This is a genomic window from Nocardia yamanashiensis (genome assembly GCF_021183565.1).
Classification (GTDB): domain Bacteria; phylum Actinomycetota; class Actinomycetes; order Mycobacteriales; family Mycobacteriaceae; genus Nocardia; species Nocardia yamanashiensis.
In genome coordinates this window covers 3646831-3669947 of the sequence record NZ_CP089226.1, presented here as the reverse complement: position 1 = coordinate 3669947, position 23117 = coordinate 3646831, and the positions used below count along the sequence as shown (strand labels likewise).

The 23117-nt window shown below is 68.5% G+C and carries 20 protein-coding genes and 1 other RNA gene; 12 read left to right on the top strand and 9 right to left on the bottom strand.

The window, feature by feature from the left end; all coding sequences use genetic code 11:
- Window positions 1-5: 5 nt before the first annotated feature.
- Both LTV02_RS17640 and LTV02_RS17635 read right to left on the bottom strand, forming a co-directional pair.
- A complete protein-coding gene (locus LTV02_RS17640) occupies window positions 6-980 on the bottom strand; it encodes an SURF1 family cytochrome oxidase biogenesis protein (protein WP_233041019.1) in 975 nt (324 codons plus the stop codon).
- Window positions 977-1477: a low molecular weight protein-tyrosine-phosphatase gene (locus LTV02_RS17635; protein ID WP_233041018.1), complete on the bottom strand. Its 501-nt coding sequence runs from the start codon at window positions 1475-1477 to the stop codon at window positions 977-979. Before LTV02_RS17635 ends, LTV02_RS17640 begins: the two co-directional genes overlap by 4 nt.
- 608 nt (window positions 1478-2085) lie before the next feature.
- On the opposite strand from LTV02_RS17635, the gene cobC reads away from it, so the two are divergent.
- Window positions 2086-3120 (top strand): Rv2231c family pyridoxal phosphate-dependent protein CobC, encoded by a 1035-nt coding sequence (gene cobC / locus LTV02_RS17630; protein WP_233041610.1) that lies wholly within the window; start codon window positions 2086-2088, stop codon window positions 3118-3120.
- 357 nt (window positions 3121-3477) lie between these two features.
- On the top strand, window positions 3478-4605 hold the full coding sequence (locus LTV02_RS17625; protein ID WP_233041017.1) for a Nif3-like dinuclear metal center hexameric protein: 1128 nt from the start codon (window positions 3478-3480) through the stop codon (window positions 4603-4605).
- A gap of 81 nt (window positions 4606-4686) precedes the next feature.
- On the opposite strand, the gene LTV02_RS17620 is transcribed toward LTV02_RS17625, so the two are convergent.
- Window positions 4687-5130, bottom strand: a complete 444-nt coding sequence (locus tag LTV02_RS17620; protein WP_233041016.1) for an OsmC family protein — start codon at window positions 5128-5130, stop codon at window positions 4687-4689.
- 167 nt (window positions 5131-5297) lie between these two features.
- On the opposite strand from LTV02_RS17620, the gene LTV02_RS17615 reads away from it, so the two are divergent.
- Together LTV02_RS17615 and LTV02_RS17610 are read left to right on the top strand one after the other, a co-directional pair.
- Entirely contained in the window at window positions 5298-6035 is a 738-nt protein-coding gene (locus tag LTV02_RS17615) for a zinc ribbon domain-containing protein (RefSeq protein ID WP_067719201.1), read from the top strand.
- An 86-nt stretch (window positions 6036-6121) separates the two neighbouring features.
- Window positions 6122-7372, top strand: a complete 1251-nt coding sequence (locus LTV02_RS17610) for a bifunctional RNase H/acid phosphatase (RefSeq protein ID WP_233041015.1) — start codon at window positions 6122-6124, stop codon at window positions 7370-7372.
- Window positions 7373-7375: 3 nt separating this feature from the next.
- On the opposite strand, the gene LTV02_RS17605 is transcribed toward LTV02_RS17610, so the two are convergent.
- Window positions 7376-8263 carry an alpha/beta hydrolase gene (locus tag LTV02_RS17605; RefSeq protein ID WP_233041014.1) on the bottom strand — a complete coding sequence of 296 codons (888 nt, stop codon included), beginning with the start codon at window positions 8261-8263 and terminating at the stop codon, window positions 7376-7378.
- Window positions 8264-8293: 30 nt separating this feature from the next.
- Here LTV02_RS17605 and rnpB point away from each other — a divergent pair.
- The 4 genes from rnpB to LTV02_RS17585 all read left to right on the top strand — a co-directional run bounded on the left by rnpB (window position 8294) and on the right by LTV02_RS17585 (window position 11795).
- Window positions 8294-8705: RNase P RNA component class A (gene rnpB, locus LTV02_RS17600), an RNA gene on the top strand.
- 90 nt (window positions 8706-8795) lie between these two features.
- Window positions 8796-9608: a slipin family protein gene (locus LTV02_RS17595; protein WP_233041013.1), complete on the top strand. Its 813-nt coding sequence runs from the start codon at window positions 8796-8798 to the stop codon at window positions 9606-9608.
- 393 nt (window positions 9609-10001) lie between these two features.
- On the top strand, window positions 10002-10328 hold the full coding sequence (locus tag LTV02_RS17590) for a hypothetical protein (RefSeq protein ID WP_067719190.1): 327 nt from the start codon (window positions 10002-10004) through the stop codon (window positions 10326-10328).
- Between the two features lie 15 nt (window positions 10329-10343).
- On the top strand, window positions 10344-11795 hold the full coding sequence (locus LTV02_RS17585; RefSeq protein ID WP_233041012.1) for an RNB domain-containing ribonuclease: 1452 nt from the start codon (window positions 10344-10346) through the stop codon (window positions 11793-11795).
- Between the two features lie 5 nt (window positions 11796-11800).
- Here LTV02_RS17585 and LTV02_RS17580 read toward each other — a convergent pair whose 3' ends face one another.
- A complete protein-coding gene (locus LTV02_RS17580) occupies window positions 11801-12754 on the bottom strand; it encodes a DUF4436 family protein (RefSeq protein WP_233041011.1) in 954 nt (317 codons plus the stop codon).
- 133 nt (window positions 12755-12887) lie between these two features.
- Here LTV02_RS17580 and LTV02_RS17575 point away from each other — a divergent pair, with 133 nt between their 5' ends.
- Entirely contained in the window at window positions 12888-13493 is a 606-nt protein-coding gene (locus tag LTV02_RS17575; RefSeq protein WP_233041010.1) for a TIGR00645 family protein, read from the top strand.
- Here the strand turns inward: LTV02_RS17575 and LTV02_RS17570 are convergent.
- The 4 genes from LTV02_RS17570 to panB all read right to left on the bottom strand — a co-directional run bounded on the left by LTV02_RS17570 (window position 13490) and on the right by panB (window position 16837).
- Window positions 13490-14392, bottom strand: coding sequence for a CHAD domain-containing protein (locus LTV02_RS17570; RefSeq protein WP_233041009.1), 903 nt, complete (start codon window positions 14390-14392; stop codon window positions 13490-13492). The two genes, LTV02_RS17575 and LTV02_RS17570, sit on opposite strands and share 4 nt — an antisense overlap.
- Window positions 14393-15349 (bottom strand): prolyl aminopeptidase, encoded by a 957-nt coding sequence (gene pip, locus LTV02_RS17565; RefSeq protein ID WP_233041008.1) that lies wholly within the window; start codon window positions 15347-15349, stop codon window positions 14393-14395.
- Window positions 15349-15834, bottom strand: coding sequence for a hypothetical protein (locus LTV02_RS17560; RefSeq protein WP_233041007.1), 486 nt, complete (start codon window positions 15832-15834; stop codon window positions 15349-15351). The genes pip and LTV02_RS17560 overlap by 1 nt, the downstream gene beginning before the upstream one ends.
- Window positions 15835-15982: 148 nt before the next feature.
- A complete protein-coding gene (gene panB / locus LTV02_RS17555) occupies window positions 15983-16837 on the bottom strand; it encodes a 3-methyl-2-oxobutanoate hydroxymethyltransferase (RefSeq protein WP_233041006.1) in 855 nt (284 codons plus the stop codon).
- Between the two features lie 123 nt (window positions 16838-16960).
- Here panB and LTV02_RS17550 point away from each other — a divergent pair, with 123 nt between their 5' ends.
- From LTV02_RS17550 to LTV02_RS17540, 3 genes are all read left to right on the top strand, one after another.
- Window positions 16961-18481, top strand: coding sequence for an alpha/beta hydrolase (locus LTV02_RS17550; protein ID WP_233041005.1), 1521 nt, complete (start codon window positions 16961-16963; stop codon window positions 18479-18481).
- 55 nt (window positions 18482-18536) lie between these two features.
- A complete protein-coding gene (locus LTV02_RS17545; RefSeq protein ID WP_067719168.1) occupies window positions 18537-19877 on the top strand; it encodes a glutamine synthetase family protein in 1341 nt (446 codons plus the stop codon).
- 109 nt (window positions 19878-19986) lie between these two features.
- The gene (locus LTV02_RS17540; RefSeq protein WP_233041004.1) at window positions 19987-22998 is read left to right on the top strand and encodes a bifunctional [glutamine synthetase] adenylyltransferase/[glutamine synthetase]-adenylyl-L-tyrosine phosphorylase; all 3012 of its coding nucleotides are present in this window, start codon (window positions 19987-19989) and stop codon (window positions 22996-22998) included.
- Window positions 22999-23117 lie beyond the last annotated feature (119 nt).

Sequence of the window (23117 nt, the reverse complement as noted above, 5' to 3'; positions counted from 1 at the left end):
GGTGCTCAGCGGCGGGTGCCGCCGTAGCGGTCGGCGAGGCGGGCCTCGTTGGAGACCGGCTTGGGTTGCGGAGGCTGCGGTTCGGCCTGTGGTTCGGTCGCCGGGGCATCGGCGGTGGGCTCGGTGGTTGCGGGCTCGGTGGTGGATTCCGTTGCCCGGGATTCGGTCACCGGCGGATTCGGTTCGGCGGGTGCGGTTTCGGCCCGTTCCCGGCGGCGGGCCCGGATCTCGGCGTACACGAAGTAGCCGAGGCCGAGGGGAGCCATGATGCCGAAGGCCAGCCATTGCAGGCCGTAGGACAGGTACGGACCGGCGTCGAGCTGGGGCAGCGGGTCGGGGGTGAAGACGCCGGGCTGCTTCTCGGCGAGTTGGAGATAACCGCCGCGGGCATTCGTGGGAATCGGCGTGAGCGGGACGTCCAGGACCGTGGATTCCTGGACGGTGTCGATCGAATAGACCTGGCGGTAGCCGTCTTCGGTCACCGGCGGCTTGGATTCGACGATGCCCTCCGAGGCGCGCACCCGGGCTTCCAGGTGCTGCGGTCCGGTCGGAGGCGCGGGAATGACCGGCGGGCGAGTGCCGTTCACCGCCGCGATCTGACCGCGATCCACCAGCACGGTGCGTCCGTCGTCGAGCCGGAAGGCCGCGAGCACGGTGTAGGCGGGCGCGGAATCCAGATGGCGCAGCCGGACCAGCACCGTCGAATCGGGCAGATACTCGCCGTTCGCCGTCACCCGCCGCCATTCGGTGTCCTTACCGGACTGGCCGAACATGCTGGTCACGTCGACGGGGGCGGCATCGACCGAATCCGAGATGCGCTGATTGCGTTCGGAGGTGCTGGTGTTCTTGTTGAGCTGCCACGGCGCGAGCACGGAGAAACACAGGTACGCGAACCCGGCCACGACGACCGCCAGAATGATCCAGCTCGGCCGCAGCATGAAGGTCAGGCGGCGCGGCAGCGACGTTTTCGCGCCGCTCATGCCCGATCGCCCTCGGCCGGTTCGCCGAGCTGCTCCCGCACCCAATTCAACAGCCCCGGCACCGCCGCCTCGATCTGCTCGCGCACCAGCACGAAATCCGACTGATCCCCGTAGTACGGGTCCGGCACGCTGATGCTGTCCGCGTGCGGATCGAAATCCCGCAACAGCACCCGCCGCTCCGAAGGCACCCCCAGCTCGGCCAGCTCCCGCTCGTGCCCGGCGTCCAAGGCGACCAGCAGATCCGCGCTCAAATGATCGTCCCCGACCACCGCCGCGGTATGCCCGATCGGATACCCGTGCTCCCGCAATTCCCGCGTCGTCCGCGGATCGGCCTCGTCGCCGACATGCCAGCCACCGGTCCCGGCACTGCTCACCCACACCCGATCCGCCAGCCCCGCGCGCTCCAGCTCCGCGGCGAAGATCTTCTCGGCCATCGGGGATCGACAGATATTGCCCGTGCAGATGAATGTCACATGCAGCTCGCCCACGACAGCCATTCTGTCCGGTGCCCCCCGAACCCGGCCACGTAGGGTGTTCTGCTGTGCCGCAGGACACCACCCACCACCCCGAACCCGCCGCCGGCGCACCCGTGCCCGCGGCGGAAAGCGGCCTCGGCATGCCGGCCGACTATGTCGGCGTTGCGGGCGGCCGCCCGCAATCGGTGGTCGCCTTCGACGGCCGGTCTCCCGAAGCCGCGGGCCGAGTCGACGTCACCGGCGACCTGGCGGACGACGGACTCGCCCGAGCCGAGATGCCCGGCCACACCGGGACGCCGGCGGCCCGGACTACCGGAGTGACGGGGGATCCCGGCCTCCGGTCCGTCGCCGCCGCGAACGATCGCCATCGGTCCGGCACGGTGGCCACGCGGTTCGACGAGGCCGCCGCGGCTTCCGGTACAGGCGATAGTGAGATCGAGGGTGTGAGTTCGGTGGTCGACCGTGCGCGGCTGCGGCCTTCCGGGGACGACGAGGCCGCCGCCGCATCTGGTGCGGGTGATAGCGAGATCGAGGGTGTGAGTTCGGTGGTCGACCGTGCGCGGCTGCGGCCTTCCGGGGACGACGAGGCCGCCGCCGCATCTGGTGCGGGCGATAGTGAGATCGAGGGTGTGAGTTCGGACGTCGACCGGGAGCGGTTGCGGCATCACGGGGACGCGGAGGCGCGGCCGGGGATGGTCGATTTCGCGGTGAACGTGCAGGGGGATGCGCCGCCGGAGTGGTTGCGGGAACGGCTCGCGCGGCGGCTGGGGGATTTGGGCCGGTACCCGGATGCGGGGGAGGAGCTGGCGGTTCGCGAGCTGGTGGCTGCGCGGCACGGGCGGCGGGCCGGGGAAGTGCTGTTGCTGGCGGGGGTGGCCGAGGGGTTCGCCATGTTGCCGCGGTTGGGGGCGCGGCTGGCGGCGGTGATCCATCCGTCGTTCACCGAACCGGAGCTTGCCTTGCGGGAAGGCGGGGTGCCGGTGGCGCGGGTGCTGCTGGAGCCACCGTATCTGCTGGATGCCGGGCTGGTGCCGGAGGATGCGGATCTGGTGGTGGTGGGGAATCCGACCAATCCCACTTCGGTGCTGCATCCGGCGGAGTCGCTGCTGGCGCTGCGGCGGCCGGGGCGCCTGGTGGTGGTGGACGAGGCGTTCACCGATGCTGTGGTGGGGGAGCCGGAGACCTTGGCCGGCAAGGACTTCGAGGATCTGCTGGTGTTCCGGAGCCTCACCAAGACCTGGGCGCTGGCCGGGCTGCGGTGCGGATATGCGCTGGGCGCGCCGGAGGTGCTGGCGCGGTTGAACCACGGGCGGCCGCACTGGCCTTTGAGCACGCTGCAATTGGAGGCGATCGCCGCCACGACCGAGCCGCAGGCGGTGGCCGAGGCGCAGCGCAAGGCGGAAGTCATTGCCGCGCACCGGGATGCGATGATTCCACGGCTGCGGGAACTCGGTATCGAGGTGCACGAACCGGCGGCGGGACCGTACCTGTGGATTCGGGTGCCCGATGCCGAACTGCTGCGGAAGCGGCTCGCGGACAAAGGGATCGCGGTGCGGCGCGGGGACACCTTCCCCGGCGCGGACACAGGTCACCTGCGGCTGGCGGTACGAGAACCCGCGCGGGTGGACCTGCTCGTCACCGCGATCCGGGAAGTCGGATTATGAGAAGGTGCGCACGGGTTCCGGCGGCGGAACCTGAGGCCGTCCACTGGGAACGGGACGGCGACGATTACGGCAGGGCATCGCTATAGGTGCGAACGGGGTTCCGCATGCGGGACTTGAGCTCGTCCGGCGGTAGCGGGACGGCGACGATTACGGCAGGGCATCGCTATAGGTGCGAACGGGGTTCCGCATGCGGGACTCGAGCTCGTCCGGCGGCAGCGGGACGGCGACGATTACGGCAGGGCATCGCTATAGGTGCGAACGGGGTTCCGGAAGCGGGACTCGAGCCCGTCCGGCGGCAGCGGGACGGGGCTGGCAGGGCATCGGGAGCGGTGCCGTCGACACTGTGGAGGAGGCTCGGTGACGGTGCGGTTGGCGGAACTGATCTCGGCGCTGGACGCGGCGTATCCGCCGCGGCTGGCCGAGTCGTGGGACTCGGTCGGCCTGGTGGCCGGCGATCCGGGTGACGCGGTGTCGAAGGTGCTGTTCGCGGTCGATGCCACGCCCGCCGTGGTGGACGAGGCGATCAGCTGGGGCGCACAGGCATTGGTGGTGCATCACCCGCTGCTGCTGCGCGGAGTCGATACCGTCGCCGCGTCCACGCCCAAGGGTGCGTTGCTGCACAAGCTGATCCGGTCCGGGTGCGCGCTGTTCACCGCGCACACCAATGCCGATTCCGCCGACCCCGGCGTCTCCGACGCGCTCGCGCACGCCATCGGCCTGACCGTCACCGGCCCCCTGGACCCCAAACCCCTGGCCGCGCTGGACAATTGGGTGGTGCTGGTACCGCGCACCCACACCGAGACGGTGCTCACCGCACTGTTCGCCGCCGGCGCCGGATCGGCCGCCAACTACTCCGACAGCTCGTGGCAGGTATCCGGCACCGGGCAATACCGCCCCCTGGACGGCTCGAACCCGGCCCTCGGCACGGTCGGCGAACTGCGGCAACTCGACGAAGACCGCATCGAACTGGTCGCCCCGCCGTCCCGCCGCGCCGCGGTCCTCACCGCCCTGCGCGAGTCCCACCCCTACGAGGTCCCCGCCTACCACGTCACCGAACCCGCCCCACTGCCCTCCACCCTCGGCATCGGCCGAGTCGGCGAACTCCCCGCCCCGGAAACCTTGCGCGAGTTCACCGCCCGAGTCCGCAAGGGCCTGCCCACCACCACCTGGGGCGTCCGCGCGGCAGGCGACCCCGACCGCATCATCCAGACCGTCGCGGTCTGCGGCGGCGCCGGCGACTCCTACCTCGGCAAGGTCGCCCGCCTGGGCGTCGACGCCTACGTCACCTCCGACCTGCGCCACCACCCCGCCGACGAACACCTCCGCGCCGGCGGCCCCGCTTTGATCGACGCCGCCCACTGGGCCACCGAATTCCCTTGGTGCGCACAGGCGGAAGGGGTGGTGCGCACCGCCCTCCCCGGCATCGACACCCGCGTGTCCGCGCTGCGCACCGACCCGTGGACCATCGGCGCCGCGGACTGTTGATGAGCTTTTTGCTCCACTATCGGCAGGATTCGGCAGAAACCCGACGAATTCGCAGGAAAGTGGAGCAAAAGCCCACCACCCCTAGCCGACCACGATCACCGGCTCGTGCCCGACCGGGAAGTTGACGGAGTTGGCGATGAAGCACTTCTTGTGTGCCTCGGCGTGCAGTTGCTCGGCGGGGGCGACCATGCTCGCCTCGGTGACCGTGACCCGTGGGCGGAGGGTGACGTGCTGGAAGCGGATGTTGTCCATGACGCCCACCGCGTCGTCGCGGTAGTCGGTGACCACTACGCCCGCGTCGACGCACAGGTGCAGGTACCAGAGCATGTGGCAGTCGGCGAGGGAGGCGACAAGGAGCTGTTCGGGGTTCCAGCGGGCGCCGTCGCCGCGGCCGACCACCGGGTCGGCGCTGGCCTCGATGGGGGGTGGGCCCGCGGTCAGCAGCAGGTGGTTGCGGGAGTAGTCGCGATAGCCGGTGGTCGCGCCGGACCAGGTGACCGAGACCTCGTAGACATGTTCAGCCATGGTCCGACCATCCCATACGGCGGCGGGGGAAAGCCCGGGAAATTCGGCGGCCGAGGGCGGGATTGTGAGTAAAACCGCTGGTTGTGCCGGGGTTGGGCAATCGGGGGCGCGGAGGCGGGTACGGTGGGAGTCTTGAACCGTCCATAGCGTCCAGGAGACCTTCCGCGTTGAATGCCGAACCATCGATCCAGGCCAAGCTGCTCGACCTCGCCGCTGTCGACGCCGAGTTGACGCGGATCGAGCATCGCCGGAAGGTGCTGCCGGAGCAGCAGCAGGTGACGGACCTGGAAGCGGAGCGGACCACGCGCAAGGACGCCGCGGTCAAGGTCGAGATCCTGATCGACGATCTGGATCGCGATATCCGCAAGCTGGAAGGCGAGATCGACGCGGTGCGCAAGCGCGAGGAGCGCGACCGCGGCCTGCTCACCGCCGGTACGGTCAACGCCAAGCAGCTCTCGGAACTCCAGCACGAACTGGCCAGCCTGGAGCGCCGCCGCAAGGTGCTGGAAGACGATCTGATCGAGGTGATGGAGCGGCGCGAGGCCGCGGCCGCCGACCACGATCACGCGGGCGCGAACCTCGACCGCGCCGAAACCGATCTGGTCGATGCCGAACGGCGTCGCGACGCCGCGGTCGCCGATCTCGATGTGGCACAGCAGCGTTGCGTCTCCGACCGGGAGGCGCTGACCCGCCTGTTCCCGGCCGACCTGCTCGCCACCTACGACAAGCAGCGCACCAATTACGGTGTGGGCGCGGCGCTTTTGCAGGCCCGCCGCTGCGGCGCCTGCCGCATCGAACTCGATCGCGGGGAGATCTCCCGCATCACCCAGACCGCGCCCGACGTGGTGGTGCGCTGCCCCGAATGCAGTGCGATCCTGGTGCGCACCAAGCAGTCGGGGCTCTGAGTGCCGCCCGCGCGCTGAGCGGGCATTGCCGGAAACGTGACGGCCCGCGACCGCGGGCCGTTTTCCATGTCTGGAGGGTAACTGCGGTGGACAAGGTGATCGTCGAAGCCGACGGCGGATCGCGCGGCAATCCGGGGCCCGCCGGGTACGGCGCGGTGGTGTGGGATGCCGGACGGCTCGCGGTGCTGGCCGAACGCAAGGAATTCCTCGGCGTCGCCACCAACAATGTCGCCGAATACCGCGGCCTGATCGCGGGTTTGGAAGCCGCCGCCGAACTCGGCGCCCGCGAAGTCGCGGCCCGCATGGACTCCAAACTGGTCGTCGAGCAGATGTCCGGCCGCTGGCAGGTCAAACACCCGGCCATGATCCCCCTAGCGGAACGCGCCCGGCAGCTGGTCGCCGGCTTCGACCGCGTCACCTTCGAATGGATTCCCCGCAAACAGAATTCACACGCCGACCGGCTCGCGAACGAAGCCATGGACGATGCCGGAGTGGTCGGGGAGGTCCGCGACGCCCTGCACGCGGAGGAGACCACGTCGGCCGATGCGATGTCCCGGGTTGACGGTCTCCGTGTGGAGTCGGCCACTCCGGCTGGTGCGTCGGCGTCGCCATTGCCGAGCGAGGATCCGGTGGTCGGCGCGGCCACCTCGAATCCGGTTGCCACCGAAGGCCCGGGTGCCGCGGCCGTGTCCACCACTTCCGCACCCGGCTGGACCGGGGCGATCGGGCGGCCGACGCGGCTGCTGCTGCTACGCCACGGGCAGACGGAATTGTCGGTGCAGCGGCGGTATTCGGGGCGCGGGAATCCGCCGTTGACCGAGCTCGGGCGGCAGCAGGCGGCGCGGGCGGCGGAAAACCTTGCGGCCAAGGGGGATATCGCGGCGATCGTGTGCTCGCCGCTGGGGCGGGCGCGGGAGACGGCGGAGGCGGCCGGGCGGGCGCTGGGAGTGCCGGTGCGGGTGCTCGACGGGCTGATCGAGACGGATTTCGGTGCGTGGGAAGGGCTTACGTTCGCCGAGGCGCAGCAGCAGGATCCGGAGCTGCATTCGCGATGGCTGGGCGATCCGTCGCTGCCCGCGCCGGGTGGGGAGAGCTTCGATCAGGTGCGGGAGCGGATCGAGGGTGTACGGCGCGATCTGGTGGCGCTGTACCCGGGCGCGAATGTGCTTGTGGTGAGCCATGTGACGCCGATCAAGACCCTGTTGCAGCTCGCTTTGGGTGTCGGCCCGTCGCTGCTGTACCGCCTGCACCTGGATCTGGCGTCGCTGTCCATCGCCGAGTTCTACCCGGACGGCGGTTCCTCGGTGCGACTGGTCAACGACACCTCGTACCTGTGAATTTCAGGGACGCAGAGTTGCGGTGAGGAACTCGATCTGGTCGTAGACGGCTTTCTCGAACCAGTCGTCGAAATAGATGTCGAAATGCCCGATCGGGTAGCGGCGCACCGTCGCGTGCTTGGTGCGCTCGGCGGCCTTCAATGTGGGGCCGGCGGGCGCGACCGAGTCCTGATCGCACACGGCGTAGAAGACCGGCGCCTTGATGTCCTTGACCCGGCGCGCGGGAGCGTCGAACAGCGCCGACAATCCGATGCGGGCAGGCACTTTCGGCCGATACTGGCTGGATTCCTCTGCGAGACGGCCGAATCCGTCGGGCACGTCAGCGGCGCTCATCAACGCCGAGGAGTGCTTCTTGCCCGCCAGCCGCGCCTGGATCGGCCGCCCGAACAGCGACCCGAACACCTTGTCGGTCAAGGCGATAGCCCCGGTCTTGGTGAGGCTGATCGGCCCCTTCGCCATGGCCGAGGACCACCCGCTGGTGAACGGGCACTGCGCCACCACCGCGGCGATGTAGTGATCGTCCGGCGCCACCGACAGCACGTGCCCGCCGCCGAACGAACTGCCCCACAGCGCGATTCGAGTGGCGTCGATGCCCCGCACGGTGCGCGCGTACGCGATCGCGGCATGCCAGTCCTCGCGCTGCCGCCCGATATGGATCAACTGCCGGGGTTCGCCCGTACTGGCCCCGAAATGCCGGTAGTCGAAGACCAGCGCCGCCATGCCCGCCGCCGCGAAGCGCCGCGCATAGCGATCCAACCCCATTTCCCGGTCCGCCCCCAGCCCGTGCCCCATGACCACCAACGGCCGCGGGCGAGCCGGTCCATCCGGGAGATACAGCCAGCCCGCGCACTGCTCGCCACCCGAAGAGAACCCCACCTCGACACGCTCCATGGCCCATTACGGTACCTTGGTGGCCGCGGACGAGTCGGTCGGGCGGTCGCGGCGATGGGAACGGGTACGGCTGTACCGCTGCCCGTCGCCGAGGAAAGTCCGGACTCCGCAGAGCAGGGCGGTTGCTAACGGCAACCCGGGGCGACCCGCGGGACAGTGCCACAGAAAACAAACCGCCCACACGCCATGTGTGGGTAAGGGTGAAACGGTGCGGTAAGAGCGCACCAGCGCGCCGGGTGACCGGCGCGGCTAGGTAAACCCCGCCCGGAGCAAGGTCGAAGGCCGCACTCGCGAGAGTGCGGCTGCGCAGGCGTTCGAGGGCTGCTCGCCCGAGCCTGCGGGTGGACTGCTCGAGGCACCCGGCAACGGTGTGTCCAGATGGATGACCGTCACCCGGCCGGAAGGCCGGGGACAGGATCCGGCTTACAGACCGACTCGTCCGCCCCCTGTCCACGGGGGTGCCGCGGTGCCAGAATGGATATCGGTCATGGACGGATGTCCGTGGCGCCGCAGCATATTCGCGGAGCGAACAATGGACGTTCTGTTTGCCCTTCTCGCCGTCCTGGCGGTTCTCGTCGTCACGGCCGGCGTGGTGACATTGGCTTCGATTCGGGTGGTCGCCCAATACGAACGCGGACTGGTATTCCGGCTCGGCCGGGTGCGCGCCGTGCGTGATCCGGGACTGCGCATGCTGATTCCCGGCGTGGACCGGATGGAGAAAGTCTCCATGCAGGTCGTCACCATGCCGGTGCCCGCGCAGGAAGGCATCACCCGCGACAATGTGACCGTCCGGGTGGACGCCGTGGTGTATTTCCGGGTGATCGATCCGGTGCGCGCCGTGGTGGAGGTGGAGAACTATCTGTTCGCCGTCGGTCAGGTCGCGCAGACCTCGTTGCGCTCCGTCATCGGCAAGAGCGAACTCGACGATCTGCTCTCCAATCGCGAACAGCTCAACAAGGGCCTGGAATTGATGATCGACAGCCCCGCACTCGGCTGGGGCGTGCACATCGACCGGGTCGAGATCAAGGATGTGGCGCTACCGGATTCGATGAAGCGCTCCATGTCGCGGCAGGCCGAAGCCGAACGCGAACGCCGCGCCCGCGTCATCTCAGCCGAAGGCGAACTCCAGGCCTCGGAGAAGCTCGCCGAGGCGGGCGCGCGTATGGCCGAAGCCCCGGCCGCGCTGCAATTGCGCTTCCTGGAAACCGTGGTCCAGGTTGCGGCGGAAAAGAATTCGACGCTGGTGCTGCCGTTCCCGGTGGAACTACTGCGTTTCCTGGACAACCCGCGCGACGCCGGCGCCGCCGCCGCGCCCCTCGAAGAAGAACAGTCCGACGAAAGATGAGGACGGGACGATGTCCCTGCTGATCCAGCCCCTGGCGGTACTGGTGCTTTTCGCCATCGCCTATCTGCTCAAATTCCTGTCCGCCGCGCTCCCGGGCGGCCTGCGCGATCGATAGCGGTCACGCATCACCGTAGTACCAGCAGCTATCGCCATTCCGGGCGGCGTGACCGACACCGCTCGCGTCCCGGTGTGCGCAGACCGCCGGGTTGGATGACAATAGCGGCGCGTCACTTGGCGTGTATCGGCGCGGCACGGCGTGTCGAGCTGGCGATCTACTCGGAACTAGCCCCGAACGTGATCGGCGTCATAAAGTGTTGCGCGTTGGAAAGTTCCGTTGCGCACGGGCAACGGGCGAAGGGCTTCAACAATCGTCGGAAAGCAGGTCTCGTCTAAATGCGAATTGCTCGCAAGTTGGCAGCGGGTGCGCTCCTCGCCGCTGCTGCTTCCGTTGTGCTGGGTGCCGGTTCCGCTTCGGCGTTCTCGGTGACCCCGCTGCCGGGTGGGGTGCAGGTCGATCTCACCCCGGCGGACACCCAGTGGGTGGCGAATTCCCACATCGGGCAGGCGATCGCGGGTCTGCCGCACGCCTCGGCCGCCTCGTTCGGACAGGCGCTGGATTCCGCGGCGGCGTTGTCGTCGCAGTACCCCGAGGGCCGGGTCGTCTTCACCGTCTATGGTCCGTTCGACACGTTGAACGGCACCATGCTGGCGCTGCAGTAGGAGTAGCTTCCACTCGTGGAACTACATCAGCGGATCGTTTCGGCGCCGGTCGATTTCGGCGCCGTCCGAACCGAATTCGGACTCGCCCCGGACTATCCCTCCGGGGCGGTCTCCGAGGCCCGCGACGCGGTGGACGAGTTCGCGGGCGCTCGGCTCGATCGGCGTGATATTCCGCTGGTCACCATCGATCCCCCCGGCGCCATGGATCTGGACCAGGCGCTGCATCTGGAGAAAACCCCCGACGGCTTCCGGTTGCATTACGCGATCGCCGATGTCGCCGCCTTCGTGAAAACCGATGGCGCACTCGCACGCGAATCCCTGGTCCGCGGACAGACTTTCTACTTTCCCGACGGCACGGTGCCGCTGCATCCGCACGTGCTGTCCGAGGATCGCGCCAGCCTGCTGCCCGAAGTGGATCGGCCCGCCGCATTGTGGACCATCGAATTGGACGAGCGGGCCGAACCGCGTACGTATGCGGTGACGCGCGCCCTGGTGCGTTCCCGGGCGCGGCTCGATTACGCGGGGGTGCAGGCCGACGCGGAGGCCGGGCGGCTGCATCCCTCCATTGCCGCTCTGCCCGAATTCGGGCGGCTGCGTATCGAATCCGGATTGGCGCGCGGGGCGATCAATCTGCGCCTGCCCTCGCAGAGCGTGATCCGCGACGAGAACGGTTCCGGCGGGGTCGATCACTGGCAGCTGGTGCTGGAACCGCGCACCGCCGCCGACGACTGGAACGAGCAGGTATCGCTGCTCACCGGCATGTGCGCGGCGCGAATCATGCTCGACGGCACGGGCGAGGAGCATGTCGGCCTGCTGCGCACCATGCCGCCGCCGCCCGCCGCCGCCATCGAATCCATGCGCCGCACGGCCGCCGCGGTCGGGGTGGCCTGGCCCGCCGACGTCTCCGCCGGGCGCATGCTGGCGGGCCTGGATCCCAATACCCCGCCCGCGCTGGTGCTCATGTCCGAAGCCACCGGCCTGCTGCGCGGCGCGAGCTACACCATCCTCAACGGTCAGGCCCCGGACACCGTGCAGCACAGCGGGATCGGCGCGCCGTACGCGCACGTGACCGCCCCGCTGCGCCGCCTGGCCGATCGCTACGCCACCGAGATCTGCCTGGCGCACTGCGCGAACACCCCGGTCCCGCAATGGGTTCGCGAGGGCCTGGCCCCGGTGACCGAATCCATGCGGCGCACCGACGCCGTCGCGAACAAGGTGGAACGCGCCTGTATCGACCTAACCGAGGCGACCGTGCTCGCCCCGCGCCTGCACACCGGGTTCGACGCCATCGTGGTGCGCGAAGCCAATGGCAGCCGCCCGGCCGAGATCTTCATCGCCGATCCGCCGGTGCTGGCCAAATGCACCGGTAATCCGCCGGAGGGTCAGCACGTGAAAGTCGTGCTGGCGGTGTCGGATCCGGCGACCCGCACCGTCACCTTCGCCTATCCGGACGGGGAATCCGCGTAGCGTCCCTACCGGTGCGTCGGCATCCGGTACGGATCGCCGTACTGCTGCTGCCGCATCGCCTGCTGCCGCTCCAGGTCGGCCTGCGCCCGCTTGCGTTCCTCTTCTCGCTCCTTGGCCACCTCCACCCGGTAGCCGATCACCACCGAACCCACCAGCGCCGCCGAGATGATCCCCTCGGCCAGGAAGAACGACGCGAAGTCGATGACCGAACCGATGGGTGGACTCCCCGGCACCGCATTGCGCAACGGCACCAGCGCGAACAGCAGCGCGCCCATCATCGAGCAGGCCGGGAACATCAGCCCGCGCCGGCCCTTCAGCACGTAGAAGCAGGCGGTCGCGGCGGCCAGCGCCAGCCCCAGCATGAGCATCATGATGAAGAGCGCGAACACCAGCGTGGGCAGCGACCGGGTGGCGTGCACGGTGATGTCGATGCCCGCCTCCACGCCGGGCTGGGGGCTTTCCGCCAGCTCGAACAGGGTGTCGCCGCTGGTGACGGTGGCGGCGACGGGGAGCCGCTGGTCGTCGCTGTACACGTCGAAGGCCAGGAGCGCCTGGTAGGAATCGAACGGGTAGTCGGTGATGGTGCCTTCGACGACCACTTTCACCTCGGCCGCCGAGATCGGCTCGCCCGCTTTGATTTTGATCGGATCGGCCTTGAGCGCCGAGGTGTAGACGAGCGCGTCCTTGGTGAAGAACCCGGACTTGTCGGCCAGCGCGCCGCGCGGCTGCGCCAGCACCTCGACGGTCGCGGTCTGGGTGGCCGGATCGATCTTGCCGATCCAGATGCCCAGATCCACCCGGTCCTCGGTCGCGGTGTTCCCGAAGAGATGGCCGGTCTCGGACCGGGAGCGGCCGACGGAGTAGGTGGACAGGGCCACGACCAGACCGGCAATGGTCACCACGACGAGCACGACCGTCCAGAACGGTCCGCCGCGCTTCTTCTGCATTGCGTGTTGCACGGGCCGAATTCAACAGCGGCCCGGTCAGCTTCGGATCAGGTCGACATCATTTCCGGATATGTGACGGCCCGGCGCGACGGCCCGTGATCCGCGACTGATGCCCGCGTGATTTCCGCCGTGCTTCATTGAGCCCATGGCATTTCCGCATTCCCACGCCGTACCCGCGCAGCCGCGCGGCATCGGCTATTTCATCTTCCTGAGCCGCTGGCTGCAGCTGCCGCTGTACCTGGGACTCATTGTCGCGCAGGCGGTGTACGTCTGGCAGTTCCTGCGCGAGCTGTGGGTGCTGGTGACCGGGCTGTTCGAGCACGGCAATGCCGAGACCACCATCATGCTCGCGGTGCTGGGCCTGATCGACGTGGTCATGATCTCCAACCTGCTGATTATGGTGATCGTGGGCGGTTACGAGACGTTCGTATCGCGGCTGCGCATCGACGGGCATCCGGATCAGCCGGAATGGCTCGAGCACGTGAACGTGAACGTGATCAAGGTGAAGCTGGCCATGTCGATTGTCGGCATCTCCTCGATCCACCTGCTCAAGTCCTTCATCGCCATCACCCAGGACGCCGATCCGGGCATGCACAGCGGCCGCTACCTGTGGCCGGTCGTCATCCACCTGACTTTCGTGGTGTCGGCGGTCATGCTGGCCTGGATCGACCGGATCATGCCCGCGCACAAGGACGAACCCGTGGTGCACCTGACGCCGGCGCCGAACGGCGAACGCGCACAGCTGAACTAGGCGGCCGTGAGCGGGTGGTGCCGCAGGAATTCGATGGCGGCCGGGTACTGCTCCAGGGCTTTGGCCGCCGCGGCCTCTTCGGCATCGCACATGCGCTGGAAACCGGATTCGTCGGTGTGCTCGGCATGGGTGCGCAGGGTTTCCAAGGCTTCCACGGCATCGCGATGATCGCCCAGCACGCCCTGGAGCTTCTTGGCATTGCGCGCCAGCTGGGCGGCCGGATCGCCAAGCACCGCCACCGCCGCCTCCGCCGAATAGCGCAAACGCTTTGCGGCCTTGCGGATCTCGTGCAGATGGTCGATGCGGTCCGGAGCGCCCGGCGGGGGTTCGTTGCGCACCAGCCGCCGCAGGTCCCGGAAGTCCGAGCGCAGCACCGCGGCGAAGACGTCCGCCGCGGGCTGCTCGGCGTGACCGGCCCGCAGCGGCGGATCCGAGACGAGCGCGTGCAGTCGTGCGGTGATCAGGTGGTAGCGGCGGCTGTCGAAGGCGTCCACCACCGCGCGATGCGCCCCGGCGTAGAAGCGGCGCTCGGCCGCCACCAGTTCCGCGCCGAAATCCTTTTCGGGCGTGGACTTCTCGCCCAGCGGCACGGTCTCGCCGTCGAAGGCGGTGGCCTGTTCGCCCAGCAGCGCCGCGAACCGCTGCGCCCGCACCTCGGCATCGCGCGCCACCCCGAGCAGCCCGGCCAGCCACCGCAATTCGTCGGTGGTCTCGCCGATCGCCTTGCGCCGCAGGATCCGGCGATAGGACTTGAGCACGCTGCGCAGCCGCCGGGTGGCGACCCGCATGCTGTGCACCGAATCCGGAAGATCCTGCCGCACAGCGGGTTCGGCTTCACACAGCCGGTCCACGTCGGAGGCGAGGGCTTCGACCAGGGCGGGACCGGCTGTGGTGCTCATCTAATTCCTGTACTTGTCCGTGGCTTCCACCAGATGGTGGGTGATGCCTGGTTCGGCGGCGGCGTGACCGGCATCGGGCACCAGGTGCAGTTCCGAATTCGGCCAGGCCCGATGCAGATCCCAGGCGCTGACGGCCGGGCACACCATGTCGTGGCGGCCCTGCACGATGACCCCGGGAATATGCGCGATGCGGTCGATATCGCGCAGCAGCTGTCCCTCGTCGAGGAACCCGAAGTTATGGAAGTAGTGGTTCTCGATGGTGGCGAACGCCAGCGCGAACCGCGGATCGGCGGTTTCGGCGACTCGATCCGGTTGGGGCATGAGGGAACTCGTGGCGCCCTCCCAGGTGGACCACGCGACGGCCGCGTCGGTGGCGAGCTTTGCGTCGGGGGAGTGCAGCAGCCGGTGATAGATCTGGATCATGTCGCCGCCGCGTTCGGCCACCGGCACCGGCGCCAGGAACTTCTCCCACTCATCGGGGTACACGAACCCCGCGGCACCATTGTAATACCAATCGATTTCCTTGCGCCGCAACAGGAAAATCCCGCGCAGCACCAGTTCGGTCACCCGTTCCGGATGGGTCTGCGCGTAGGCCAGCGCCAGCGTCGAACCCCAGGAACCGCCGAACACCTGCCAGGCCTCCACGCCCAGATGCGTTCGCAGCCTTTCGATATCGGCCACCAGATGCCAGGTGGTGTTGGTCTCGAGGCTCGCTCCGTCGGCGATGTGCGGCACCGACTTCCCGCACCCGCGCTGATCGAACAGCACGATCCGGTACGCCTGCGGATCGAAGAACTGCCGGTGGAACGGCGCGGTCCCGCCGCCCGGCCCACCGTGCAGGAACACCACCGGCTTGCCCTCGGGATTACCGCTGACCTCCCAGTAGATGCCCTGGCCGTCCCCGACCTCCAGCACGCCCTGCTCATGAGGTTCGATCGGCGGGTACAGGGTTCGCATCAGCCGATCACGCCCTGCGCCAGGCTCTGGATCTGCAATGCCGACAGCGCCTGATCGCGCACGTCCGAGCAGTTCGCCTGGGTGACGCGATCGAGCACGTCCTTGTCGCCCAGCATCTGGATATTGATGCCGCCGTTCTTCAGCGCCCACTCGTGCGCGGTCGCGTTGAGCGCGATCTTGCCCAGCGTCGGGCCCTGTACCCGCCAGTCCGAGAGCTGCGGGCGCAGCAGATCGCACAGGCTCTTGGCGGCCTCGTCGGACACCGTCACCTGCCCGCCGTTCGGCTTGCTCGTCGCGCCGCCGGAGGTGGTCGGCTTGCCCGAGCTGCTGCCCGGTGCGGTGGTCGAAGAGCCCTGCGGCTGTGACGATCCGGTGTTGTCGGTGGAGTTCCCCCCGCAGGCGGCGGTCAGCGCGACGGCCGCCACCGCGGCGGCCAGCAGTGGCACGCGCCGGGCTTTCGAAAACTCCGGCCGGCGGCTGCTCATCCAACGGCTGTGCATGTAATCCCTTTGGTCGATCGGGCTCATTGGACTTCGAGTCTGCCACCAAAACCTGGCCGGGGTCTGTGAAGGCGGCCAAGAAAAAGAGAGTCGATAGCCATCGGCTATCGACTCTCGTCGGGGGTGTGGCGGATCAGAAGCTGTGCTCCTGGGCGGGGAAGGTCCCGCGCCGCACCTCGTCCGCGTAATCGGCGGCGGCGGAACGCAATTGCGCGCCCACCTCGGCGAAACGCTTGACGAACTTGGCGGTCTTGCCGGAGGTGTAACCGGCCATGTCCTGCCAGACCAGCACCTGCGCGTCGCAATCCACGCCCGCGCCGATGCCGATGGTCGGAATGGTCAGCTTGCGGGTCACCTGGCCGGCCAGTTCGGCGGGCACCATCTCCATCACGACCGAGAAGGCCCCGGCCTCCTGCACCGCGATGGCATCGGCGATGAGCTGCTCGGCGCCGTCGCCGCGGCCCTGCACCCGGAAACCGCCCAGGGTGTTCACGCTCTGCGGGGTGAAGCCGATGTGCGCCATCACCGGGATGCCGGCGGCGGTCAGCTTGGCGATGGTGTCGGCCACCCGCTCGCCGCCCTCCAGCTTGACCGCGTGCGCGCCGCCCTCCTTCATGAACCGCACGGCCGTCGCGAGGGCCTGCTCGGGCGAGGACTCGTAGGTGCCGAACGGCAGATCCGCCACCACCAGGGCGTGCGGGGCGCCGCGCACCACGCCGCGCACCAGCGGAATGAGCTCATCGACGGTGATCGGGACGGTGGTGTCGTAGCCGTACACCACATTGGCGGCGGAATCGCCGACCAGCAGGACCGGGATACCGGCCTCTTCGAACAATCGGGCGGTCGAATAGTCGTACGCGGTGAGCATCGACCAGCGCTCGCCTTCGGCCTTCATCTGCTGCAGATGGTGCACGCGCACCTTGCGCTTGGGCTTCTTCTCGGCGGGAGCAGCGCCGTAAGCAGGGGTTTCCGCATCGGATACGGACATCATCGTCCCTTTCGTCGTGGCCTCGAGGCCCATATCGGGTCCCCGGGTTTTGCTGACGGATTCAGTCTGCCATCGCGGACGCCCCGCTCGAGGATGCAATTCCTCACATGCCAACATTCCTGCATGGCGTTGATGCGAACCGGCCGGGCCGCGCTCCTTGCGACGGTGCTGGCGATGACGGCCGCCGCGTGTTCCACCGTGGTGGACGGGAATCCGACCGGACCGGCCCCGGCGGGGCTGGAGAAGTTCTACGGCCAGCAGCTGGACTGGGGCAGTTGCGACGAGTTCACCGGCGGTGAAGCGCCGCCGGTCGTGCAGTGCACCCGGGTGACGGTTCCCATCGACTACGCGAATCCGGACGGCGCCACCGCGCAGATCGCCCTGTCCCGGGTCAAGGCGAGCGGTAAGAAGATCGGTTCGCTGCTGTTCAATCCGGGCGGGCCCGGAGTGTCCGGGCTGTCCATGGTCGGGCAGGGCCAGGGCACCGCGCTCGCGGAACGGTTCGACCGCATCGGTTTCGACCCGCGCGGCATCGGCGCCTCGCTGCCCGCGATCACCTGCCTGACCGCCACCGAGAACGACGCCGAGCGCGCCGAAGCGCCCGAGGACAATTCGCCCGCCGGAATCGCCGCCTCCGAAGCCGAGAACAAGGATTACGCGAGCAAATGCCTCGAGCGCAGCGGTAAGGATCTGCTCGCGCACGTCGGCACCGCGGAAGTGGTGCAGGACATGGATGTCATCCGGGCCGCGCTCGGTGACCCCAAGCTCAGCTATGTCGGCTACTCCTACGGCACACGCCTGGGCTACAGCTATGCCGAGAAGTTCCCGCAGAACGTGCGCGCCCTGGTGCTCGACGGCGCCCTGAACCCGCAGCAGGATCCGGTCCAGGAATCGGTGCTGCAGGCCGCGAGCTTCCAGAAGGTGTTCGAGGCCTACGCCGCCGACTGCGCCAAACAGGCCGATTGCCCGCTCGGCACCGATCCGGCGCAATCGGTCACCCGCTACCGCGAACTGATGGATCCGCTCTGGGGCAAGATCGTCCCGACCAAGGACCCGCGCGGCCTGAGCTATCTCGACGCCAAAACCGGTGTGACACAGACGCTGTACTCGAACAATATGTGGGGCCGCCTCACCCAGGGCCTGAAGGAACTGCGCGAGGGCCGCGGCGACACCCTGCTGCAACTGGCCGACAACTACAACGGGCGCGCCACCGACGGCAGTTACGACAACCAGTCCGACGCCTTCAACGCCATCCGCTGCGTCGACGACCCGGCCATCACCGATCGCGCGGTCGCCGCCCGCCAGGACGCCGAATATCGCCGTGTCGCCCCGTTCCTCGATGACGGCAAGGGCACCGGCGCGGCGCCGCTCGAGGTGTGCGCGGTCTGGCCCGTGCCCAATACCTCCACCCCGCATGCCCTCTCGATTCACGATCTGCCCAGGACCGTGGTGATTTCCACCACCGACGACCCCGCCACCCCGTATCAGGCGGGTGTGGACCTGGCCAGGGAACTGGGCGGATCGCTCATCACCTATCGCGGCACGCAACACACGGTGTCGTTGTCGGGCGTCGCGTGCGTCGACGATCCGGTGATCGCCTACCTCGTGGACCTGAAAGAACCCAGTCCGGGTCTTACATGCTGAAGTTCGCGCCAATCATGTAACACGGATTTAACTCCGCGCACCTACAGTCCAGGTCATGGACCGTCAGAAGGAATTCGTCCTCCGCACGCTCGAAGAGCGCGACATTCGCTTCGTGCGGCTCTGGTTCACCGATGTACTGGGCTATCTCAAGTCGGTGGCGATCGCTCCCGCCGAGCTCGAGGGGGCTTTCGAGGAGGGCATCGGCTTCGACGGGTCCGCCATCGAAGGGTTTGCCCGGGTGTCCGAGGCGGACATGGTGGCCAAGCCGGACCCCTCCACCTTCCAGGTGCTGCCGTGGTCCACCTCCAAGGGGCATCAGCATTCCGCGCGCATGTTCTGCGATATCGCCATGCCGGACGGGTCGCCGTCCTGGGCGGATCCGCGGCACGTGCTGCGGCGGCAGCTGAACAAGGCGGCCGATCTCGGATTCAGCTGCTACGTGCACCCGGAGATCGAGTTCTTCCTGATCCGCGCCGGGCTGGACGCCACCGGCAACCCGATTCCGGTGGACAACGGCGGGTTCTTCGATCAGGCCGTGCACGACGAGGCGCCGAACTTCCGCCGGCACGCCATCGACGCGCTGGAGTCCATGGGTATCTCCGTGGAGTTCTCGCATCACGAGGGCGCGCCCGGGCAGCAGGAGATCGATCTGCGTTACGCGGACGCGCTGTCCATGGCCGACAACGTCATGACCTTCCGCTACCTGATCAAGGAAGTGGCCATCGACGAGGGCGTGCGGGCCAGCTTCATGCCCAAGCCGTTCGCCGATCACCCCGGTTCGGCCATGCACACCCACATGTCGCTGTTCGAGGGCGAGCAGAACGCCTTCGCCGATCCGGACGATCCGCTGAACCTGTCGGGCACCGCGCGCGCGTTCATCGCGGGCATCCTGGAGCACGCGCACGAGATCAGCGCCGTCACCAACCAGTGGGTCAATTCCTACAAGCGGCTCATCCACGGCGGTGAAGCGCCGACCGCCGCCTCGTGGGGCCGCTCGAATCGTTCCGCGCTGGTGCGGGTTCCGATGTACACGCCGAACAAGTCGTCCTCGCGCCGCGTCGAGGTCCGCAGCCCCGATTCGGCCTGCAACCCGTACCTCGCGTTCGCGGTGATCCTGGCCGCGGGCCTGCGCGGTATCGAGAAGGGCTACACGCTGCCGCCGGAGGCCGAGGACGACGTGTGGTCGCTGACGTCGGCCGAGCGCCGCGCCATGGGCTTCCGCGAGCTGCCCGCGTCCCTCGACGAGGCGCTGAAGAACATGGAGAAGTCCGAGCTGGTCGCCGAGACCCTGGGCGAGCACGTGTTCGACTTCTTCCTGCGCAACAAGCGCCGCGAATGGGCGGGCTACCGCAACCAGGTGACGCCGTACGAGCTGAAGGAATACCTGAGCCTCTGAGGTCGGTTCGCCCTCGCGCCGGTCGCGGTGCGGGGGCGAATTGGGCACGTTGTCGGTTATCGGAGGGTTCGGCGCAACCGTCGATCTACGTGACATGTAATTTGATGGCATGGTGCGGCCACCGACTACTCGTTCCGCGGTTCCCGGTGTCGGGCGGCTCGGGCTTCTAGAGCCTTCCGCGGCTGATTCGCTCCGAGAGTTGGCGTGGGACAACGTGGACAGCGTGCCGTTGCTGTGGGCGCTTTCGCGGTCGCCCGATGCGGATCTGGCGCTGCTGACGCTCATCCGGTTGCGAGAGCAGCTCGGAAGCGATTGGGCCGCGGTCGATTCCGCCCTGCGCACCGATGTGGCGTTCCGGGGGCGGCTGCTGGCGCTCATCGGATCCTCCAGTGCCTTCGCCGATCACCTCGTGGCCGATCCGGGTGCCTGGCAGCTGCTGCGTCAGCGGGAACTGCCATCGCGGAAAGAGGTGCTCGCCGCGCTGCTCGATGCCGTGCAGGCGACGCCGGAGACCGGGCCGAATGCCGGGCCCATGCTGTATCGGGCGGCGATCGCCGGGCCGGAAGCGGTTGGGTTGCTGCGCAAGCGGTATCGCGATCAGCTCATGTTGCTGGCGGCCATCGATCTGGCGGCCACCGTGGAGAACGAACCGGTACTGCCGTACCAGCAGGTGGGGCAGCATCTCACCGATCTCGCCGACGCGGCGTTGACCGCGGCGCTGGCGGTGGCGGTGGCCCGGGTCTGCGCCGACCGGCCGGTTCCGGTGCGGCTGGCGGTCATCGCCATGGGCAAATGCGGTGCGCGGGAATTGAATTACGTGTCCGACGTCGATGTCATCTTCGTCGCCGAACCCGCCGACACCACCGCCACCCGGCTGGCCGCCGAGATGATGAGCGTGGGCAGTTCGGCGTATTTCGACGTGGACGCGGCACTGCGGCCGGAGGGCAAGGCGGGGGCGCTGGTGCGCACCCTGGAATCGCATATCGCGTACTACAAGCGCTGGGCGCGGACCTGGGAGTTCCAGGCGCTGCTCAAGATGCGGCCCGCCACCGGCGATCTCGAACTCGGCGCGCAATACCGCGACGCCTTGATGCCGATGGTGTGGGCGGCCTCCGAGCGCCCGGACTTCGTGGCCGATGTGCAGGCCATGCGGCGGCGCGTCGAGGACCTGGTGCCCGCGGATCTGCGCGAGCGTGAACTGAAGCTCGGGCACGGCAGTCTGCGCGATGTCGAATTCGCCGTTCAGCTGCTGCAATTGGTGCACGGCAAGGCCGACGAATCGCTGCATGTGCAGGGGACGGTGGAATCGCTGACCGCGCTGGCGGCGGGCGGGTACGTCGGGCGTGACGATGCCGCCAACCTGACCGCCTCCTACGAATTCCTGCGGTTGCTCGAACATCGTTTGCAGTTGCAGAAACTCAAGCGTACCCACACGCTGCCCGCACCCGAGGACGAAGAGGGCATGCGCTGGCTGGCGCGGGCGGCGCATATGCGGCCCGATGGGCGGCAGGACGCGGTGGGCGTGCTGACCAGCGAGATCAAGCGCAATGCGGTGCGGGTGCGGCGGTTGCACGCCAAGCTCTTCTACCGTCCGCTGCTGGAATCGATTGCGCGCCTGGACGCGGACGCGCTGCGGCTGTCTCCGCAAGCCGCGGTGCGGCAGCTGGCGGCGCTGGGTTACGCGGCGCCGGAGAACGCGCTCGGGCATCTCAAGGCGCTCACCGGTGAGGTGGGGCGCAAGGGGCGCATTCAGGCGCTGCTGCTGCCGACGCTGCTCGAATGGCTCGGCGACACACCGAATCCCGATGCGGGTCTGCTCGCGTACCGGCGGGTTTCCGAGGGGCTGGACAACGAGATCTGGTTCCTGCGCGAACTGCGCGACGAGGGGGCGATCGCGCAACGGCTGATGATCGTGCTGGGCTCGTCGGCGTACCTGCCCGATCTGCTCATCAACGCTCCCGAGACCATTCGCATGTACGCCGACGGTCCCGACGGGCCGTTGCTGCTGGCCACCCAGCCCAGCGATGTGAAACGCGGAATCCTTTCCGGTGCGGGCCGATACGACGACCCCAAGCGCGCCGTCGCCACCGCCCGTTCGCTGCGCCGCCACGAACTGGCCCGCGTCGCGTCCGCCGACGTGCTCGGCATGCTCGACGTCCCCCAGGTCTGCGAAGCGCTGTCCTCGGTCTGGATCGCCACCTTGGAAGCGGCCCTGCAAGCCGTGATCCGCGCCGGCGAAGTCGAATCCGGCAAACCGGCCCCCGCCGATTTCGCCGTGATCGGCATGGGCCGCCTGGGCGGTATGGAACTCGGCTACGGCTCCGACGCGGATGTCCTGTTCGTCTGCGATCCGCGCCCCGGCGAGGACGAGACCGTCGCCGTGAAATGGGCCATCGGTGTAGCCGAACAGGTCCAGCGCCTGCTCGGGGCCCCCAGCACCGACCCGCCGCTCCAAGTCGACGCGGGCCTGCGCCCCGAAGGCCGCAACGGCGCCCTGGTCCGCACCCTGGCGGCCTACTCCGCCTACTACTCCCAGTGGGCCCAATCCTGGGAAGTCCAAGCCCTGCTGCGCGCCCGCTTCGTCGCCGGCAACCCCGACCTGGGCACCCGCTTCCTGCACACCGTCGACCCCATCCGCTACCCCGCCGGCGGCATGTCCCCCGAAGGCGTCCGCGAAATCCGCCGCATCAAGGCCCGCGTGGACGCCGAACGCCTCCCGCGCGGAGCCAACCCGGCCACCCACACCAAACTCGGCCGCGGCGGCCTCGCCGACATCGAATGGACCGTCCAGCTCCTGCAACTCCAGCACGCCGGCGCCCACCCCACCCTCCACAACACCACCACCCTCGACTCCCTGGCCGCCATCGAAACCGCCGGCCTCATCGACCCCGAAGACGCCGCCCTGCTCCGCGACGCCTGGCTGACCGCCACCAAAGCCCGCAACGCCCTCGTCCTGGTCCGAGGCAAACCCGCCGACCAACTCCCCGGCCCCGGCACCCTCCTGTCCGCCGTAGCCAAGGTCGCCGGCTGGCCCAACGACGACGGCTCCGAATTCCTCGACCACTACATGCGCGTCACCCGCCGCGCCAAGACGGTGGTGGAGCGGGTCTTCGGCGGTTGACAGCCCGCCGCGTCGGTGATGCCGACGCGGGTCGACCGTCGCGCGAGGGTGATGCCGACGCTGGCAGGGCGTCACGCGGGGTGGTGCGAGCCAGGCCTTCCGTGGTCGCACGCCGTTGG

Coding starts and splice junctions, on each gene's coding strand:
- LTV02_RS17590 (WP_067719190.1), top strand. CDS start 10,002: ATGCGAATTGCTCGCAAGTTGGCAGCGGGTGCGCTCCTCGCCGCTGCT.
- LTV02_RS17540 (WP_233041004.1), top strand. CDS start 19,987: ATGGTGCGGCCACCGACTACTCGTTCCGCGGTTCCCGGTGTCGGGCGG.
- LTV02_RS17560 (WP_233041007.1), bottom strand. CDS start 15,834: ATGAGCAGCCGCCGGCCGGAGTTTTCGAAAGCCCGGCGCGTGCCACTG.
- LTV02_RS17640 (WP_233041019.1), bottom strand. CDS start 980: ATGAGCGGCGCGAAAACGTCGCTGCCGCGCCGCCTGACCTTCATGCTG.
- LTV02_RS17570 (WP_233041009.1), bottom strand. CDS start 14,392: ATGAGCACCACAGCCGGTCCCGCCCTGGTCGAAGCCCTCGCCTCCGAC.
- LTV02_RS17605 (WP_233041014.1), bottom strand. CDS start 8,263: ATGGAGCGTGTCGAGGTGGGGTTCTCTTCGGGTGGCGAGCAGTGCGCG.
- pip (WP_233041008.1), bottom strand. CDS start 15,349: ATGCGAACCCTGTACCCGCCGATCGAACCTCATGAGCAGGGCGTGCTG.
- panB (WP_233041006.1), bottom strand. CDS start 16,837: ATGTCCGTATCCGATGCGGAAACCCCTGCTTACGGCGCTGCTCCCGCC.
- LTV02_RS17635 (WP_233041018.1), bottom strand. CDS start 1,477: ATGGCTGTCGTGGGCGAGCTGCATGTGACATTCATCTGCACGGGCAAT.
- LTV02_RS17550 (WP_233041005.1), top strand. CDS start 16,961: ATGGCGTTGATGCGAACCGGCCGGGCCGCGCTCCTTGCGACGGTGCTG.
- LTV02_RS17595 (WP_233041013.1), top strand. CDS start 8,796: ATGGACGTTCTGTTTGCCCTTCTCGCCGTCCTGGCGGTTCTCGTCGTC.
- LTV02_RS17545 (WP_067719168.1), top strand. CDS start 18,537: ATGGACCGTCAGAAGGAATTCGTCCTCCGCACGCTCGAAGAGCGCGAC.
- LTV02_RS17575 (WP_233041010.1), top strand. CDS start 12,888: ATGGCATTTCCGCATTCCCACGCCGTACCCGCGCAGCCGCGCGGCATC.
- LTV02_RS17620 (WP_233041016.1), bottom strand. CDS start 5,130: ATGGCTGAACATGTCTACGAGGTCTCGGTCACCTGGTCCGGCGCGACC.